Origin of the sequence: Streptomyces sp. HD (assembly GCF_028369295.1) — a bacterium.
Classification (GTDB): Bacteria; Actinomycetota; Actinomycetes; order Streptomycetales; family Streptomycetaceae; genus Streptomyces.
In genome coordinates this window covers 23,349-39,298 of record NZ_JAQMYP010000010.1, presented here as the reverse complement: position 1 = coordinate 39,298, position 15,950 = coordinate 23,349, and the positions used below count along the sequence as shown (strand labels likewise).

19 protein-coding genes and 6 tRNA genes are annotated in these 15,950 nt (G+C 70.0%); 16 read left to right on the top strand and 9 right to left on the bottom strand.

From position 1 onward, the window contains the following. The first annotated feature begins 10 nt into the window (after nucleotides 1-10). Nucleotides 11-403 (top strand): NUDIX domain-containing protein, encoded by a 393-nt coding sequence (locus tag POF73_RS12300; protein WP_272114687.1) that lies wholly within the window; start codon nucleotides 11-13, stop codon nucleotides 401-403. Nucleotides 404-464: 61 nt separating this feature from the next. Here POF73_RS12300 and POF73_RS12295 read toward each other — a convergent pair whose 3' ends face one another. Further along, the gene (locus POF73_RS12295; protein WP_272114834.1) at nucleotides 465-1,880 is read right to left on the bottom strand and encodes a serine/threonine-protein kinase; all 1,416 of its coding nucleotides are present in this window, start codon (nucleotides 1,878-1,880) and stop codon (nucleotides 465-467) included. A 196-nt stretch (nucleotides 1,881-2,076) separates the two neighbouring features. Here POF73_RS12295 and POF73_RS12290 point away from each other — a divergent pair, with 196 nt between their 5' ends. The 4 genes from POF73_RS12290 (at nucleotide 2,077) to POF73_RS12275 (ending at nucleotide 4,562) form a co-directional block, all read left to right on the top strand. Next, complete coding sequence (locus tag POF73_RS12290; protein WP_272114685.1) at nucleotides 2,077-2,316, top strand: hypothetical protein; 240 nt, start codon at nucleotides 2,077-2,079, stop codon at nucleotides 2,314-2,316. Between the two features lie 281 nt (nucleotides 2,317-2,597). Beyond that, nucleotides 2,598-2,795, top strand: a complete 198-nt coding sequence (locus POF73_RS12285) for a hypothetical protein (protein ID WP_272114684.1) — start codon at nucleotides 2,598-2,600, stop codon at nucleotides 2,793-2,795. 448 nt (nucleotides 2,796-3,243) lie between these two features. After that, the gene (locus POF73_RS12280; protein WP_272114683.1) at nucleotides 3,244-4,191 is read left to right on the top strand and encodes a phosphotransferase family protein; all 948 of its coding nucleotides are present in this window, start codon (nucleotides 3,244-3,246) and stop codon (nucleotides 4,189-4,191) included. An 80-nt stretch (nucleotides 4,192-4,271) separates the two neighbouring features. Then, nucleotides 4,272-4,562 carry a TFIIB-type zinc ribbon-containing protein gene (locus tag POF73_RS12275; RefSeq protein ID WP_272114682.1) on the top strand — a complete coding sequence of 97 codons (291 nt, stop codon included), beginning with the start codon at nucleotides 4,272-4,274 and terminating at the stop codon, nucleotides 4,560-4,562. A gap of 52 nt (nucleotides 4,563-4,614) precedes the next feature. Here POF73_RS12275 and POF73_RS12270 read toward each other — a convergent pair. The 5 genes from POF73_RS12270 to POF73_RS12250 form a co-directional block, all read right to left on the bottom strand. Continuing rightward, a tRNA-Val gene (locus tag POF73_RS12270) sits at nucleotides 4,615-4,686 on the bottom strand. 46 nt (nucleotides 4,687-4,732) lie between these two features. Beyond that, a tRNA-Val gene (locus tag POF73_RS12265) sits at nucleotides 4,733-4,804 on the bottom strand. A gap of 34 nt (nucleotides 4,805-4,838) precedes the next feature. Beyond that, nucleotides 4,839-4,910, bottom strand: a tRNA-Val gene (locus POF73_RS12260). A 1-nt stretch (nucleotide 4,911) separates the two neighbouring features. Beyond that, a tRNA-Cys gene (locus POF73_RS12255) sits at nucleotides 4,912-4,985 on the bottom strand. Between the two features lie 39 nt (nucleotides 4,986-5,024). Next, a tRNA-Gly gene (locus POF73_RS12250) sits at nucleotides 5,025-5,097 on the bottom strand. A gap of 178 nt (nucleotides 5,098-5,275) precedes the next feature. On the opposite strand from POF73_RS12250, the gene POF73_RS12245 reads away from it, so the two are divergent. From POF73_RS12245 to POF73_RS12235, 3 genes are read left to right on the top strand one after another with little or no spacing between them, the layout of a single operon-like run. After that, on the top strand, nucleotides 5,276-6,322 hold the full coding sequence (locus POF73_RS12245) for a chorismate-binding protein (protein WP_272114681.1): 1,047 nt from the start codon (nucleotides 5,276-5,278) through the stop codon (nucleotides 6,320-6,322). After that, a complete protein-coding gene (locus tag POF73_RS12240) occupies nucleotides 6,319-7,140 on the top strand; it encodes an aminotransferase class IV (RefSeq protein WP_272114680.1) in 822 nt (273 codons plus the stop codon). Before POF73_RS12245 ends, POF73_RS12240 begins: the two co-directional genes overlap by 4 nt. A 54-nt stretch (nucleotides 7,141-7,194) precedes the next feature. After that, nucleotides 7,195-8,019 (top strand): GNAT family N-acetyltransferase, encoded by an 825-nt coding sequence (locus tag POF73_RS12235; RefSeq protein ID WP_272114679.1) that lies wholly within the window; start codon nucleotides 7,195-7,197, stop codon nucleotides 8,017-8,019. A 7-nt stretch (nucleotides 8,020-8,026) separates the two neighbouring features. Here POF73_RS12235 and POF73_RS12230 read toward each other — a convergent pair whose 3' ends face one another. After that, nucleotides 8,027-8,551, bottom strand: a complete 525-nt coding sequence (locus POF73_RS12230; RefSeq protein WP_272114678.1) for a DsbA family protein — start codon at nucleotides 8,549-8,551, stop codon at nucleotides 8,027-8,029. Nucleotides 8,552-8,858: 307 nt separating this feature from the next. Between POF73_RS12230 and POF73_RS12225 the strand changes: the two genes are divergently transcribed. Together POF73_RS12225 and POF73_RS12220 are read left to right on the top strand one after the other, a co-directional pair. Beyond that, the gene (locus POF73_RS12225; RefSeq protein WP_272114677.1) at nucleotides 8,859-9,302 is read left to right on the top strand and encodes a hypothetical protein; all 444 of its coding nucleotides are present in this window, start codon (nucleotides 8,859-8,861) and stop codon (nucleotides 9,300-9,302) included. Between the two features lie 154 nt (nucleotides 9,303-9,456). Beyond that, nucleotides 9,457-9,609 (top strand): hypothetical protein, encoded by a 153-nt coding sequence (locus POF73_RS12220; RefSeq protein ID WP_004002639.1) that lies wholly within the window; start codon nucleotides 9,457-9,459, stop codon nucleotides 9,607-9,609. 80 nt (nucleotides 9,610-9,689) lie between these two features. Here the strand turns inward: POF73_RS12220 and POF73_RS12215 are convergent, their stop codons facing one another. Together POF73_RS12215 and POF73_RS12210 are read right to left on the bottom strand one after the other, a co-directional pair. Continuing rightward, nucleotides 9,690-10,250 carry a CGNR zinc finger domain-containing protein gene (locus POF73_RS12215; RefSeq protein ID WP_272114676.1) on the bottom strand — a complete coding sequence of 187 codons (561 nt, stop codon included), beginning with the start codon at nucleotides 10,248-10,250 and terminating at the stop codon, nucleotides 9,690-9,692. Nucleotides 10,251-10,586: 336 nt separating this feature from the next. Then, complete coding sequence (locus tag POF73_RS12210) at nucleotides 10,587-11,000, bottom strand: SsgA family sporulation/cell division regulator (RefSeq protein ID WP_004002642.1); 414 nt, start codon at nucleotides 10,998-11,000, stop codon at nucleotides 10,587-10,589. Between the two features lie 191 nt (nucleotides 11,001-11,191). On the opposite strand from POF73_RS12210, the gene POF73_RS12205 reads away from it, so the two are divergent. The 6 genes from POF73_RS12205 (at nucleotide 11,192) to POF73_RS12180 (ending at nucleotide 15,898) form a co-directional block, all read left to right on the top strand. Then, nucleotides 11,192-11,650, top strand: a complete 459-nt coding sequence (locus POF73_RS12205) for a TIGR02611 family protein (protein ID WP_272114667.1) — start codon at nucleotides 11,192-11,194, stop codon at nucleotides 11,648-11,650. Between the two features lie 88 nt (nucleotides 11,651-11,738). Further along, nucleotides 11,739-11,810, top strand: a tRNA-Val gene (locus POF73_RS12200). Nucleotides 11,811-12,111: 301 nt separating this feature from the next. After that, the gene (locus POF73_RS12195) at nucleotides 12,112-13,401 is read left to right on the top strand and encodes an ABC transporter substrate-binding protein (protein ID WP_272114666.1); all 1,290 of its coding nucleotides are present in this window, start codon (nucleotides 12,112-12,114) and stop codon (nucleotides 13,399-13,401) included. Then, nucleotides 13,401-14,399, top strand: a complete 999-nt coding sequence (locus tag POF73_RS12190; RefSeq protein ID WP_272114665.1) for a carbohydrate ABC transporter permease — start codon at nucleotides 13,401-13,403, stop codon at nucleotides 14,397-14,399. Before POF73_RS12195 ends, POF73_RS12190 begins: the two co-directional genes overlap by 1 nt. After that, entirely contained in the window at nucleotides 14,399-15,286 is an 888-nt protein-coding gene (locus tag POF73_RS12185) for a carbohydrate ABC transporter permease (protein ID WP_272114664.1), read from the top strand. Before POF73_RS12190 ends, POF73_RS12185 begins: the two co-directional genes overlap by 1 nt. Before the next feature lie 12 nt (nucleotides 15,287-15,298). After that, nucleotides 15,299-15,898 (top strand): hypothetical protein, encoded by a 600-nt coding sequence (locus tag POF73_RS12180; protein ID WP_272114663.1) that lies wholly within the window; start codon nucleotides 15,299-15,301, stop codon nucleotides 15,896-15,898. Nucleotides 15,899-15,950: the final 52 nt, after the last annotated feature.

Here is a 15,950-nt window from a genome sequence, read left to right as displayed (position 1 = left end):
GCCCGCGGCGATGGCGCAGCGCGAGGCGATCGTCGCGGTCCTGCTGCGCGCCGACCGCGTCCTCGCCATCCGCCGCGGCCCCGCCGTCGCACGCCCCGGCTACTGGCAGCCGCTCAGCGGCAAGGTCGAGCCGGGGGAGACCCAGCGGGAGGCCGTCGTCCGCGAGGTCCACGAGGAGGTCGGCCTCACCGTGGTGCCCCTGGCGAAGGTCTGGGAGTCCGAGACGGACGACGGCCGCTTCCGGCTCCACTGGTGGACGGCCCGCGCCGACACCGGAGAGCTGGTCCCCGACCCGCACGAGGTCGCCGAGGCCCGCTGGGTCACACCGGAGGAGTTCCAGACCCTGGACCCCGTCTTCGACGGCGACCGGGAGTTCTTCGAACGGATCCTGCCCGCCCTGTGACGCCGGGGCGGCTGTGCGGCCGGACGGCCACTCGCAGATGGCGGCTACTCGGAGATGACGGCTAATCCGAGATGTCGAACGTCGTCTCGTACCGATCGGACTTCAGATCCCCGTCCGCCGGCGAGTAGCCCTGCTCCACGTTCTCCTGCCGCCGCACGACATCCTTGTCGTCGCCGAGCCCACGGTCCGGCCCCTGGCAGCCCTGAGCAGCGGCGATGCCGAGCGCCACGAGCAGGGTCACCACGACGAACACGAACAGCCGCTGCCGCAGCAGCTGCGGGTTGGCGGGCCGTCGGCCGGTCCCCGTGTTCCGGGGCGCCGGACGGGCGGTGCCGCTGCGCGGGGCGGGTCGGTTGCCGTTGCCCGAGCGCGGGCCGGACCGTGCGGGGGGCACCGGCCGGGTCCCGGACCGGGACGACGCCGTACCGCTCTGCGGAGGGCCACCGCCCCTGGACGCCGCCGCGTCGCGCGCGGGACCGGGCCCACGCGAGGCGCCGCCGTTGCGGGGCATGCCGATGCCGCGCTGCGGGGGAGCGCCCTGACCGCGTCGCTGGACGCGCTGCTGGTCCCCGAACGTGTCGGCGAGCCGCCCGGTCGGGCGGTCCGTCTCGGCGGAGCGCGGCGCGGGCGGGCGTACGTCGGAGAGGCCCTGCGCCTCCCGGGCCGCGATCTCCTTGAGACGCAGCGACAGCTGCAGCGTGCTGGGCCGCTCCTCCGGGTCCTTCGCCAGACACGCCCGTACCAGCGGAGCCAGTGCGTCCGGTACGCCGTTCAGCTGAGGTTCCTCGTGTACGACGCGGTACAGCATGACTTCTGAACTGCCGTGCCCGAAGGGCGAGTCGGCCATCGAGGCATAGGCGAGGGTGGCGCCGAGGGAGAAGACGTCCGTGGCCGGGGTGACGGCGGCGCCGCGCACCTGCTCCGGGGCGAGGAAGCCGGGGGAGCCGACCGCCGTGCCGACGTGGGTGAGGGTCGAGGCCCCCGTCGCCCAGGCGATGCCGAAGTCGATGATCCGCGGGCCCTTGGGGGACAGCAGGATGTTGGAGGGCTTCAGATCCCGGTGCACCACGCCGGCCTCGTGCACCGCGACCAGCCCCTCGGACAGGGCGGCGCCGATGGCGGCGACCTCCGCCGCGCCGAGCGAACCCGCGTCGGCGACCCTGTCGTGCAGTGAGGGGCCGGGCACGTACTGCGTGGCGAACCAGGGACGCTCCGCCTCCAGGTCGGCGGCGACCAGCCGGGCCGTGCAGCCACCGCGAATCCGCCGCGCCGCCGAGACCTCACGGGCGAAGCGCGACCGGAACTCCTGATCCTCCGCCAGGTCGGGCCGGATCACCTTCAGCGCGACCCGCTGCCCCTTCTTGTCGGAGCCCAGGTAGACGACGCCCATGCCGCCCGCGCCCAGCCGTCTGTGAAGCCTGAACGAGCCGACGACGCGCGGGTCCTCGCGCCTCAGGCGCATCATCGCCATGTTCATCCCCGCTGCCCGGTCCGTCTGACGAGCCACAGCTTACGTTTCCACGGGCCGCCGTGCGCAGAGGCCGCGCCCTCTCGGGCCGATGGATTGTCAGTGGTGGGTGGGAGACTTGAAGGGTGGTCAGAGGGTGGGTGAGCAGGGCGACTTATGCCTGTTCGGGCTCCCAACCAGCCGTCACAGAAGGGGGATTGGGCCCGTGAAGGGTGATCGCGTGGAGATAGTGGTGGACGCCGGGGACACGACGCGTACCTATGAGGTGGTGGCGAGCAGGGCGGGCCGCCGGGTGGAGACGGCGGTACGGCGTGGTGTCGTGGAAGTGAGCGAAGTCACGAGAAACGGGTCCGTCGTGCGTACGGCCCGTTTCATGGCGAACCGGGTGCTGGCCCTGGTCGAGCAGCCCGTGCCGCGGGAGGACAGCTCGGAAACCGGCGCCTAGAGAAGCGCCGAGAGGGCCCGGAGGGGATCCCGGAGAAAGCAGGGCACACCGGGCTTCCCCTCCGGGAAGACCCCGAGACCTAGGACCTCGTCTCCACCCAGGGGAGTACTTCGCAGGTGACGGCTCATCCTCCGGGAGGCCCGGTAATCGGTACGAGGGCATGACGTGCCGGGGTGGTCGCACGCCTAGATTTGAAGTCAAGCGGCGGGTGCAGCACTCGTCCCCCGAGGTCAGACACCCGCCGCTGCCAACGACAACTGACACAGGTCAGGAGAGGGACCATGGCTCAGACGGCACCGCGGACGATGATCCGCATGCAGGAGCGCACCTTGCTGCGCCCCCGCCGTCAGGGACGCCGCCACCCCCTGGTGGCGACGCTCATGGCCCTTCCCCTGGCGGCCCTTCTCCTCCTCGTCTTCGACGGCTGGGAGACAGTGGCCACACAGGCGTCGTCCGTGGGCGTGATGCTGGGGCGCTGAGCGGCGACCCCAGGCCCGGAAGAGCGGTCCGGGCGGGGACATCCACCCATGAAACCCCGTGGGGACGGGGGTGCGGCGGACGGCACAGATGCCGGCGCAGCTGGGGAGCTGCGCCGGCATTGTTTTTGTCCGGCGGCGCCTGTGCGGGTGCCTCCGGCGCTTGGGCCGGGGATGCCTGCGGGCGCTCGTTCCTGTCCGCGGGGGCCGCTCATGCTACGAGCATGTCTTGGCGGCGGCCTGCATCATTCAGCCCGTCCGGCGTTTGAGGGCGGGGCCCCATCAGGGCCCAAGCGGGGAGGCCGAGGGCTGCAGGCCCCGGCTGCGCCCGCCTCAACGCCGGAGTGCCCGAGAGCGGCGCCTGGTGATCCACCCCGGTCGACGGAGTCATCCCGCCGGTCGTGGGCCCCGCGTACTCTCGCCGCAAAGCATCCGCACCCAAGGGACCCCAGTGACCCCCAACCCCCTCCTGCCCGACCTCACCGCACGAGCCGAGGTCGCGGCCCACTCACGCACGTCCGCCTGTCCCTGCGGAGCAACGGTCACGCTCGCCGACCGCCCCGACGTCACCGTCGTCCGGCACGTCGACACGGTCGCCAAGGCTCACGCCCCGGACGTCACCGCCGCCGACCTCACCCCCCGCCTCACCGCCGCCGCACACCTCCCCGGCCTCCTCCTGCCCCCGCTCAGCCCGAACCCCGTCGACCTGCACGGCCGCCTGGTGACCTTCTGGCCGTACGGCACCCCGGTGGACCCGGAAGATCCCGACGCGGCCCCCTGGGAAGCGGCCGCAACCCTGCTCGCCCGCCTCCACCGAACCCCCGCCCCCGCTCCGCTGCCCCCGATGCGCGGCCCCGTCAAGGCCGCCCTCGCCGTCTCCCGTCTCCGGGCCGCCGCCGACGCAGCGGGGACCGTCGGCACCGCCTCCGTGCTCCGCGCCTGGGACGACCTCCCCGCCTGGGCCCGCGCCGAGGCCCCCCAGCCCGACGCCGTCACCCTCTGCCACGGCGACCTGCACCTCGGCCAACTCGTCCGTCACCCGGTCCCGGACGGACCCTGGCTGCTCATAGACGTCGACGATCTCGGCGTAGGCGTACCGGCCTGGGATCTGGGCCGACCGGCCGCCTGGTACGCCTGTGGGTTGCTCTCGCCCGAGGAGTGGGACCGCTTCCTGGCCGCGTACCGTGCCGCCGGAGGTCCGGCTGTCCCCGCCGAGGGTGACCCCTGGCCCGCGCTGGACGTGCCGGCCCGCGCGCTGACCGTGCAGACCGCGGCCCGGGCGATCACCAAGGCGGCGGCGGAGGGCCGGCTCCTCGACGAGGTCGAGCAGTCTCTCGTCGACGCCTGTGACCGAATGCGGTCCGTCCCCCCTGAGTTGGCTCACGGATACGCAAAGTAGGGTGCAACCGACTGCCGCCGGACAGAGTCTGTCCTGGCGATACGCGAAGCAGGACCGACCGGCGAGGAGTTGAGCCGACCATGCAGTGTCCGAAGTGCCATGCGCCGATGCACACGTACAACCGCAACGGCGTTCAGATCGAGCAGTGCAGTGGCTGCCGCGGGATCTTTCTCGACTACGGCGAGCTGGAGGCGCTGGCCCGTATGGAGTCCCAGTGGTCCCAGCCCGCCCCGCCGCCCCCGCCAGCCCCGCAGGCGTACCCGGCCGCTCCGCAGGCCCCGGCCTGGGGTGCCCAGCACGGCGGCCACCACGGCGGTCACTACGGCCACAAGCGTCACAAGAGCTTCGGCCACATGCTGTTCTCCAGCTGAGCCGCGCCAGGCACGATGAAGCCCCCGGTCATCGACCGGGGGCTTCGGTGTGTGGACGATACTGGGATTGAACCAGTGACCTCTTCCGTGTCAGGGAAGCGCTCTCCCGCTGAGCTAATCGTCCTCGGGACCGTGATCGACCGTCGAGCGGACGATCACGGGATGCTGCGTGCGCGATACTGGGATTGAACCAGTGACCTCTTCCGTGTCAGGGAAGCGCTCTCCCGCTGAGCTAATCGCGCGGGTCAGACCTTCGATGATCTGTCGAAGATCCAGTGGACGATACTGGGATTGAACCAGTGACCTCTTCCGTGTCAGGGAAGCGCTCTCCCGCTGAGCTAATCGTCCTTGGAGGTGGAGACGGGATTTGAACCCGTGTAGACGGCTTTGCAGGCCGTTGCCTCGCCTCTCGGCCACTCCACCAGGAGTGCAGGGGCTCGGGAAGATCCCCTGTTTCCATCGAGCGGACGACGAGGCTCGAACTCGCGACCTCAACCTTGGCAAGGTTGCGCTCTACCAACTGAGCTACGTCCGCTTGTCGTTTCGATCCGCTCCCGCGGCCCGGCGACGAGTTGAACTCTAGCGGATTCCGGGGCCAGCACAAAAACGCGTTTGTGCAGCGTGCTGCGCTGCACCTGCTCAGGGACCCGATGAAGGTCCTCGAAGGGACATGGCCAGGTCACTCGCGGGACACCCGCCATAGACTCGACTGCGTGCTCGACCTCCCTCCTCTCGCCCGATTCGGCGCCCGAGTCGCCACCGGCCTCCTCGATGTCACCAGCGACCCCGCGGCACTGGACTCCGGCGGCTTCTGGGCTGTCTGCGCCGACTTCGAGGGCGGTCTGACCTGCGCCCGCTTCCAGGACGTACGGGAGGAGCCCGTGCCCGCCCCGGTGCCGGGGGAGTGGGTGGGCCCGGCGGCCGGTGACTGGACGTCCTCGCTCGACCGCGCCGCGTACACGGCGGGCGTAAGGCGCATCCGTGAGTACATCGCGGCCGGCGAGGTCTATCAGGCGAATCTGTGCCGGGTGCTGAGCGCACCGATCGGGCCCGGCGCCGACGTGGACGCCCTGACCGCGCTGTTGGCCCGGGGCAACCCGGCGCCGTACGCAGGAACGATCCGGCTACCGGAACACGGCGTCGAGATCGCCACCGCTTCTCCCGAGCTCTTCCTGCGGCGTGACGGGCGTGTCGTCGAGTCCGGACCGATCAAGGGCACCGGACGCACCGAGGCGGACCTGCTGGAGAAGGACTACGCCGAGAACGTGATGATCGTGGACCTGGTGCGCAACGACATCGGGCGGGTGTGTGCCACCGGGACTGTGACCGTGCCCGATCTGTGCGCGGTGGAGAAGCATCCGGGGCTCGTCCATCTGGTGTCGACCGTGCACGGCGAGCTGCGTTCCGGCGCCGGGTGGCCCGAGCTGCTCGACGCCGCCTTCCCGCCGGGGTCCGTGACCGGTGCGCCGAAGTCCAGTGCCCTGCGGATCATCGACGCGTTGGAGACGGCGCCCCGTGGGCCGTACTGCGGTGGCGTCGGGTGGGTCGACGCCGACCGGGGTGTCGGCGAGCTGGCCGTCGGGATACGTACCTTCTGGATCGACCGGGGCGATGGCGTGCTGCGGTTCGGTACCGGCGCGGGGATCACCTGGGGGTCGGACCCCGAGGGGGAGTGGCGGGAGACCGAACTGAAGGCGTCGCGACTGCTCGCGGTAGCGTCGGGGGTGAACGTGGTGAGTGGAGAGGGACTGCAATCGTGAGGATCTGGCTCGACGGCGGGCTGCAGGACATAGAGTCCGCCCGTGTCTCCGTCTTCGACCACGGGCTGACCGTGGGGGACGGCATTTTCGAGACGGTGAAGGCCGTGGACGGCCGTCCGTTCGCGCTGACCCGGCACCTCGACCGGCTGACGCGCTCGGCGCACGGCCTCGGGCTGCCCGAGCCCGACCACGACGAGGTGCGCCGCGCCTGCGCCGCCGTCCTGGAAGCGAATCCGATGCCGCTCGGCCGACTGCGCATCACCTACACCGGAGGCCACGGCCCGCTCGGCTCCGACCGCGGCGAACACGGCCCGACCCTGGTCGTCGCCCTCGGCGAGACCACCCGCCGGCCCGACTCCACGGCCGTGGTCACGGTCCCCTGGACGCGCAACGAGCGGGGCGCGCTCAGCGGCCTGAAGACCACCTCCTACGCCGAGAACGTCGTCGCCCTCGCCCGCGCCCGCCAACAGGGCGCCACCGAGGCCCTGTTCGGCAACACGGTCGGGCAGCTGTGCGAGGGCACCGGCTCGAACGTCTTCGTCGTCCTGGACGGCGAGATCCACACCCCGCCGCTCCCCTCGGGCTGCCTCGCGGGCATCACGCGCGCGTTGGCGATCGAGTGGACCGGCGCCAAGGAGACCGACCTGCCGCTGGACGTGCTGGCGCGGGCCGAGGAGGTCTTCCTCACCTCCACCCTGCGGGACGTCCAGGCCGTGCACCGTGTCGACGAGCGCGAACTGCCGGGCGCGCCGGGCCCGGTGACCGCCAAGGCGATGCGGATCTTCGACGAGCGGTCCGGGGAGGACCTGGATCCGTAGGAGCGGGGGAAAATCAGCTGCCGTAGGCCGGGCGCGGTGGGTAGAACACCCCTGATGACCACGACCCTGCGGCCGACCGAGCCGCTTCAGCACAATGACGACGGGACACGTTCGCGCCGCTATCAGGTGTGCGTGAACGGCCGTCCCGTGGGCGATCTTCACCTCGGGACGCATCCCGTCTTCGGTGACGGGGTGGCCCGGATAGCGCAGCTGCGGATCGAGGAACCGGACCGGCGTCGCGGCCGGGGCACCGTGGCCGCCCTCGCCGCGGAGGAGGTGGCGCGCGGCTGGGGCTGCCGGCGCATCGAGGCGACCGTGCCCGGTGACGCCGTACCCGCGCTGCGTCTCGTCACGGCGCTCGGGTACGCCGTACGCAACCGCGGCATGGCGAAGGCCCTCGGTGAGACCCCGCCCGATCTTCCGCCGGGCAGCCGGGCGCGGCCGATGACGGAGGCGGAGTACGGGGCCTGGCTGGACAAGAGCCATGAGGACTACATCCGCAGCTGGGTCGAGCGCGGGGTTCCGGAGGCCGAGGCCCGGGCCAAGTCCGAGCGGGACCATGCAGCGCTGCTGCCGGAGGGCCTTCGCACGCCGGACACGTTCCTGAGCGTCCTCGAACACGAGGCGACGCCGGTGGGTACCCTGTGGGTCGGCGCACGCGAGGACCTTGCCTACGTCTACGACGTCGAGACCGCCGCGGCCCATCGGGGCAAGGGGCACGGCCGCACCCTGATGCTGCTGGCCGAGGTGCAGGCGATCCTCGCCGGGCACCGGGACATCGGGCTCAACGTCTTCGCGGGCAACACCCCGGCCGAGCGGCTCTACGAGTCGCTCGGCTACGAGACGACGCTGTACGCCTTCTACAAGACGCTGCTGTAGCGGACGGTCAGGAGCCCGGCTGCTCGGCCAGCAGCCGGTCCGCGATCTCCTCGACGCGCTCGCGCAGCCCTTCCTGGCTCTTGCCGCCGTCGAGGCGCTCGCCGCCGATCACATAGGTCGGGGTGCCGGTCACGCCGATCGCCTTGCCCTCGGCCTGGTCGGCGTCGACGATCAGGATGTGCCGGCCGTCGATCAGCGCGGTGTCGAACTCCTCGGCGTCCAGGCCGAGTTCCCGGGCAGCCTCGACCAGGAAGGCTTCCCCCTTACGGTCCAGCTCCTCGACCCGGCCCAGCACGGCCTCGACGTACGCCCAGCCCTGCCCCTGCTCCAGCGCCTCCTCCGCGGCCTGCGCGGCGGCGAAGGAGTGCTTGTGCTTCTCCAGCGGGAAGTGCCGCAGCCGCAGCTCCAGCCGGTCGCCGTAGCGGGCGCGCAGGGCACGGAGATCGTCCAGGGCGGCGCGGCAGTCGGGGCACTGCAGCTCGCACCAGACGTCGAGGACGGCGGCGGGACGGTCGGGGGAGGAGTCGCTCATGGCCCAAGTCTCCCAGCCCCGGCGCGCACGCCCCAATCCGACCTGGCACTTCGTCGCCGTCGCCGTCGCCGTCGCTGTCGGGTTCGGGTTCGGTCGGTTTCGGTTCAGGGTTCGGGTTCGAGGCGAGAGGGGCTCCCGGCTTCGGTGCGCGTCGCCCGGGGCGTACGCCTTCCACCGGCACCTTCGGAGGAGGCGACCCGGAGATGTCCCTGATGTCCCGGCCAGGCATGGCCGCGCGGGGTTGCCACGGTGCAGGATGGAAGGGACGAAGTGCCCCTGACCCGACCCAGCCTGCCTGGAGGACCGGATGATTGCCGAGACCGTCTGTTCCGCCGTCGCCGCGGCCGGCCTGGGCATCGCGGCGGTCACGGCGTACCGCAAGCGTTTCCTCGCGGCCACGCGCATCGCCGCGTACTCGCTGGTCCCTCTGGGGCTGGTGATGACCGGTGTCGTCGACTGGCTGGCGGACACCGCCTTCAGCCCGACCGCCTGGGCGGGCTTCGGTGTCCTCGGCCTGTCCTGGCTGCTGTTCTCGACCACCCGCGCCGTGGAGCGCCGCCGGGGCGGCACCGGCAAGGAGCGCAAGGGGACCCGCTCCGCCCCGCAGCGCGACGCGGTGGCCCCGCAGGCCTCGGCGCCCTCGCTGGGTCCGGGCTCCCGGCGGTCGACCCGGCCCGCGACCGCACCCCGAGCCGATGCCGGCGACGACTTCAGCGACATCGAGGCCATCCTGAAGAAGCACGGCATATGACCTGCGTGTGCCGGACTGAAACGACACAGTGGGTCGCCGCACGTCCGTAAGTGATCATCACTCGAACCGGACATCGCGGAATCCGGCGAACTCCCGCTCATTCCGGGCGTGTTGATCGCGCGGCAAGCGGTATTTGCGCCATCATCGGCGCGAGATGCTGGACACGACTCAAAGCGAGGCCGCTCCACCTCAGGACGAGCCTCGCGGGTGCCTCTTCGCCCTTTCCCAGCCACCGCTGATGATCTTCCTTGCGGTGATCGGGTGTCTGCTGCTCATGGCTGCGCTGCACGACCTGCTGCTGTTGTGAGCCGTACCCGCGGTCCCCGGCGCCACCCGCCGGGGTCCGCGTTGACGGACCTGTCGTGTCGGCCCGCCGACGAACGTCGCTCAGCCGGCCGCTTCCTTGCGGCGCGCTCGGTAGGCGGCCACATGCAGACGGTTTCCGCAGGTGCGGCTGTCGCAGTAGCGCCGCGACCGGTTGCGGGAAAGATCCACGAAGGCATGCCGGCAGTCCGGCGCCTCACAGCGCCGCAGCCGCTCCTGCTCCCCGGCCACCACGAAGAACGCGAGGGCCATGCCGCAGTCGGCCGCCAGATGGTCGGCCACGGAGGCACCGGGGGCGAAGTAGTGCACATGCCAGTCGTAGCCGTCGTGGTCCGTGAGACGGGGCGTGGTGCCCGCGTTGGCGACCAGCTCGTTGATCAGTCCGGCCGCGCGCCGGGGGTCCGGCTCCGCGAAGATCGCGGAGAACCGGCTGCGGACCTTGCGGACCGCCGACAGATCGAACTCCGAGAGAACCCCGACATCGCTGATTTCGTGCTTTTGTACGAAACCTTCGAGAGCCGCGACGTCCGGCAGCCCGTCCGGAGTCTCGTCTGCCTCCGGTGCGGTGTTCACCAGATCCACCACGGCATCGAGCGCACACCGGGCGTCATGGGTGATCAGCACGTTTCGCTCCCTGGCCTGGGGGGTCGGGCGGGCGCCCGCCGATGCTGGCCGATGGTAGTGCCATCCGCCGGGGCCGCACCGTCCCCGCCCCCGCTGGTGACGTCGATTACAACGCCGGGGGAGGGCCGACGGTTCCCGCGGGGCCCGACGGCCCGGTGTGCGTGGGCCGACCCACGGGGTCCGTTCCGCCGCCGTCCCGGGGTCGCCGCACACGCGCGCACATCAGCGCCGCCTCCGGTGGTGCGGAGGCGGCGCTGATGCATGCCGTATGCGGTTGTCCTGGCCCGAGCCGTCACCCCGAGTCGACGGCGCCGGGCGGCTTGCGGGAGTCTCGCCCTAGCTCTCCGCCAGGATGTGCGAGAGCTCCTGATCGAGATCGAAATGGCGATGCTCCGTGCCGGGAGGCACAGCGGCATCCGTCCGCTTCAGGAACGACTCCAGAGCCCGGGCCGGGGCCTCAAGCAGCGCCTCGCCCTCCGGAGAGCTCAGGGCGATGCAGACGACGCCCTGGCCATGGCTGCGCGACGGCCAGACGCGGACGTCGCCGGTTCCGGTGGGCCGGTGCAGGCCCTCCGCGAGAAGGTCGCGGGCGAACACCCACTCGACGGTCTCCTCGGCTCCGGTGTGGAAGGTGGCGTGCACGGCGTAGGGGTCGGCCGTGTCGTACCGCAGGCCTGCGGGGACAGGCAGGGAGGACTCGCTCGACACAACGAGGCGCAGGTGCAGCTCGCAGCTGACCGTGGTGTTCATAAGCGCCAGGGCCTTTCGCTCAGTGTGCGCTCGGGGATTCGCACGTCGGCGAAATCGACATGCCACCTACGGTGCCGTTGTAAACCCCTCTGAGTGTTTTGCGTGTCTTTACGTAACTCTTCCGGCCGAGAACCTGTTCGCGAGGTACGCCCATTCCGGTGACTGGTTTCGGTCCGGTAGGGTTTGGCCGTATGAACACGGGGAGTAACGAGCCTGGCGAGGTTGCCGTGGCGACTGACGAGACCGAAGTGGACGGTGTGAAGGACGACGGCGAGCAGGGGCTCGGCTCAAGAGCGCCGGAGTTCATCAAGGCGCGCAGGGCCCTGCATCTGAGCTGGCAGGTGGGTGTCTTCATCATCGGCCTGGCGATCGTGGTGGCCGGCATCATCATGCTGCCGCTGCCCGGCCCCGGGTGGGTCGTGATCTTCGGTGGCATGGCGGTCTGGGCGACCGAGTTCGTCTGGGCCCAGCTGGTGCTTCGCTGGACCAAGCGCAAGGTCACCGAGGCCGCCCAGAAGGCGCTCGATCCGAGGGTGCGCCGCCGCAACATCATCCTGACGTCGATCGGCCTGGTGATCGTGGCCGTGCTCGTCGGTATCTATGTGTGGAAGTTCGGCATCGTGATGCCCTGGAAGATCAAGGACCAGTGATCCGCGACGGGGGTGCGGGCGTCGGCCGGTGCGGGTTCGCGCTGGTCACACGCACCCCCTGACATGGGGTAATGTTCTTCCTGCGTCCGGGCGATTAGCTCAGTGGGAGAGCGCTTCGTTCACACCGAAGAGGTCACTGGTTCGAACCCAGTATCGCCCACCCGGACCGGCGGCCCGCCTGCGACAGCGCAGGCGGGCCGCCGTCGTTTCCGCGTCGACCACGCACCCCCGCGGATGGCAGCTCTCCGTTCGGTCCGCCGACCGCGCGCCCCTCACCTGCGACATCGCCCAGCCGTGCCGGTCGACCTGACCTCACACGTCGTCAACTCGCCGCGCAGGCCCACAAGAAATTCCTGTCCGAATCATTGACGCACTCCGAGGCCCTCCGTAACTTGTGCCAGCAAGCGCTTACTTGAAACGATTCATGCAGACGGCATCGACGCTGCGGGGAGGGCCCGACTGTGGGAACCAACAGGAATGTCGACAGGCGCACGATCCTGAAGGCGGCCGGCGTCTCGGCGGCCACGCTCGGGCTGGCCGCGACCACCGGATGCGGGGGCGACGGAGGGACCTCCGCCGACGGGACGGTGACGATCCGTTACGCATGGTGGGGTGCCGAGGACCGCGCCCAGCGCATCAACAAGACCATCGCGCTCTTCGAGAAGAAGTATCCGAAGATCAAGGTCAAGACGGACTTTCAGCCGTACCTCGACTTCTGGAAGAAGTTCAACACCCAGGCCTCCGGCGGGAATCCGCCGGACGTCTTCCAGAATGCGATTGGATTTCTGCGTAAATACGACGCGAGGAATGTGCTGCTCGATCTCGGCGAGCAGGTCAAGGCCGGCAACCTCTCCATGGACGGCTTCCGCGCGGGCCTGGAGAAGTTCGGCGAGATCGACGGCAAGCTCCTCGGTGTCCCGGTCGGCTCCAACTCGATGTCCCTGGTCATCGACAAGCCCGTCTACACCAAGGCGGGTGTGAAGCCGGAACAGGGCTGGACCTGGGACGACTACCACGCGGCGATGCAGAAGATCCGCGACAAGGCGGGGCGCGCCGGGGACACCGGCCCGTACAACGTGATGTATCTCTACGATCTCTTCCTGCGTCAGAACGGCAAGGCGTTCTTCACCGTCGACGGACTCGGCTTCACAGAGGCGGATCTGACGGACTGGTGGACGAAGGCCAAGAAGAGCGTGGACGAAGGTCTTTACGCCGACGTCAAGAAGGTCGCTCAGATCAAGCCCAAGTCGGCCGTCACCGGGGAACTCTCCGCCGGTGAGTTCACCTGGGACAACTTCACCATCCGCTACACGTCGGAGGGCAAGAGCGAGTACGGGCTGGCCCCCATCCCGACCACGGACGGCAAGAAGACCGGCCAGTACCTCGGCTCCCTCATGCTCAGCGCCTCCAAGCGCACCCAGCACGCGAAGGAAGTCGCCCAGTTCATCGACTTCATGGTGCACGACCCCGAGGTCGCCAAGATCATGGGCTACGACCGCGGGGTGCCCGCGACGCAGGCCCAGTTCGACGCCTTCCAGCCCACGGACGAGGTCAACAAGGCGATCGCCGCCTATGAGACGTCCCTTGTCGAGGCGGGCGTCCTGGAGCCCATCACCCCGCACCCGGCGGGCGCGGACATCTGCGAGTCCGCGTTCCTGCGCATCGGTGAGGAGCTGGGCCTGGGCAAGCGCTCGGTCGACGACGCCGTCAAGCAGTTCTTCACCGAGTCGAAGACGGCTCTCGCGAGCTGATGGGAACCGCCGTGACACACGCCCCCGCGATGGAGGGCATGACCAAGGACTCCGAGCCGCGGCACGGACCGGTCAAGCCCGAGCGGCCCCCCGCCCTCAAGCGGCGGGTCCGTCGGGAGAACCTGGCCGGCTATCTCTTCATGTCCCCCTGGATCGCCGGATTCCTGCTGCTCACAGCGGGCCCGATGGTGGCCTCGCTCTACTTCGCCTTCACCGACTACAACCTCTTCGACGCGCCCAAGTGGATCGGGCTCGACAACTTCTCCGAGATGTTCGGCGACCCGCGCTGGCGCCACTCGGTGCAGGTGACGCTCTGGTACGTCGTCGTCGGCACGCCACTCAAGCTGCTCGCGGCGCTCGGTGTGGCGCTGCTGCTCGCCCAGAAGCGGCGGGGGCAGGCCTTCTACCGGGCCGCCTTCTACGCGCCGTCGCTGATCGGCGCGAGCGTCTCCATCGCGATCGTGTGGAAGGCGATCTTCTCGGACGACGCGATCGTTGACCGCACCCAGAAGATCTTCGGGATCGGCGTCGGCGGCTGGACCGGCGACCCGGACCTGATCATCTACAGCCTGGTGGCACTCACCGTCTGGCAGTTCGGCGCCCCGATGGTCATCTTCCTCGCCGGGCTCAAGCAGGTCCCGCGCGAGCTGTACGAGGCCGCCGAAGTCGACGGGGCGGGCAAGTTCCGGCGGTTCTGGAACATCACCCTGCCGATGATCTCCCCGGTCCTCTTCTTCAACGTCCTGCTGGAGACCATCCACTCCTTCCAGATCTTCAGCTCGGCGTACATCGTCGGCGGCGGCGCCGGAGGCAACGCCTGCGGTCCGGCCGACGGCTCGATGGTCTACACCTGCTATCTGTACGTCCAGGGCTTCGAGAACAGCCGGATGGGTCTGGCCTCCGCCATGGCCTGGATGCTGCTCGTCGCGGTCGCCCTGGTGACGGCGGTGCTGTTCTGGTCCCAGAAGCGCTGGGTGCACTACGAGGAGGGCGCCTGATGAGCGCGACCGACATCGAGCCGTCCCCCTCCGCCCGGGCCGGGGCACTGCGCCGCAGGCTGCCCGGATCCGTCGCCTGGCACATCGGGTCCCTGCTGATTCTCGCGGTGATCCTCTACCCGGTGATGTGGGTCCTGGGCGGCTCGTTCAAGAGCAGCGAGGACATCGTCGGCAGCCTGGATCTCCTCCCGGGCGACCCGACCTTCTCCAACTACACGAGCCTCGCCGACGGCATCGCCGACATCCCAATCTCCACCTTCTTCTTCAACTCGCTCTTCCTCGCGGTCGGCTCGGTCATCGGGATCGTGGTGTCCTGCTCGCTGACGGCGTACGCCTTCGCGAGGATCCGGTTCGCGGGACGGAACCTGCTGTTCACGCTGATGATCGGCACGCTCCTGTTGCCGTACCACGTGCTGCTGATCCCGCAGTACGTGCTGTTCCGCAACATGGAGATGATCAACACCTACACCCCGCTGCTGCTGGGGAAGTACCTCGCCACGGAGGCGTTCTTCGTCTTCCTGATGGTGCAGTTCATGCGGAACCTGCCCAAGGAACTGGACGAGGCCGCGCGTCTCGACGGCTGCGGGCACTTCCGGATCTACTGGTCGATCATGCTGCCGCTGTGCCGGCCGGCCCTGATCACCAGCGCGATCTTCACCTTCATCAACTCCTGGAACGACTTCATGGGCCCGCTGATCTACCTCAACGAGCCCGACAAGTACACCGTCTCCCTCGGCCTGAAGATGTTCGTCGACCAGGAGGGGCTCGCGAACTACGGCGGCATGATCGCCATGTCGCTCGTCGCCCTGCTGCCGGTCCTCGCCTTCTTCCTGGCCTTCCAGCGGTATCTGATCGACGGTATGGCGACGTCCGGACTGAAGGGCTGAGGGGCGGTCACGATGGCCGAAGCGCGGGTGAAGGCTCGTACGGCTCGGGGGGAGTCGGTGTTCGCCGAGCGGTTCGGTGTGTTCGCCGAGTGCCTGCTCACCGGGGTGTGGATCGGCGTGGCCTCCCTCGGCGTGGTGACCTGGCCGGCGGCCTTCGCCGCCGGGGCGCGGCATCTGCGTCGCCGGATCGCTCATGAGGGCGGTGGTCTGCGGGAGTTCGTCGCCGACTTCCGGGTCGCCGTGCGTCGGGGATGGCTCGTCGGGCTTGCCGGATGGGCCGTGGCCGCCGCGGTCCGGGTGGACGTCCAGGCCGCGCAGGCCGGGATTCCCGGTGGGCCGCTCGTCGGGGCGATCGGGCTGTTCGCGCTGATCGGGGGCGTCGTGGCACTGCTGCGGGCGGCGGCCTCCTGGACACCGGACGCCGACTGGCGGGCGCTGCTCGCCGGTGCCGGGCGGCGTGCCGTGCTCGACCCCGCCGGGTCCTTCCTGATCATCGGCGGACTGGCGGTCGTGGCCGCGTCCGCCTGGTTCGCCGCGCCGTTGGCGGTCCCCGTGCTCGGGGCCGTCGCGGCGGCGGCCGTCGCCGTCGAGGAGCGGTACCGGCACCGTTGACCGGCGGTGCTCCTTCTCCAGGCCGGCGCCCTGAGCGCCGCACCTCTGTCTG